Below are 384 nucleotides of genomic sequence, written 5' to 3' on the forward strand. Positions count from 1 at the left end.
CCGAAATCACGTCGATAAACTCCTGTACCTGCTGTTGCTTACGCGCGGACAGCTTGCACACCCGACGCAGCGACTGCAATAACGCCGGTTCTTCCGGCTCCGGCAGTTTTGTCGTTAGCACAATACAGCCTGGCATCACTCTGACATCGAATTTGCTTCCGGTGGCGAAACCGGCGGCTTCCAGCCACTGGCCTTTCATAATAATTGCCGGAACATGCGTGTAATCCGGATAACGACTCGCATAAGTGACGGTACCCAGACGATTATTTGTCGGGGAGACTTCTGTATCGCACGGATCTGCAATAGAATGCGGGGTAGTCATGATGGCTATTCYCTAAAATAGTGATTGTGATTAGCGAGGCGCTCGTGTTGCAGCACGGGCAC

The 384-nt window shown here is 52.7% G+C and carries 1 protein-coding gene; it reads right to left on the reverse strand.

The window, feature by feature from the left end:
* Positions 1-322, reverse strand: a 322-nt coding sequence (symE, locus tag JTI85_RS04205) for an endoribonuclease SymE (RefSeq protein WP_219352159.1), incomplete at its 3' end; no start/stop codon positions are given.
* Positions 323-384: the final 62 nt, after the last annotated feature.

It is taken from the genome of Citrobacter sp. Colony219, assembly GCF_019382635.1.
Classification (GTDB): Bacteria; Pseudomonadota; Gammaproteobacteria; order Enterobacterales; family Enterobacteriaceae; genus Citrobacter; species Citrobacter youngae.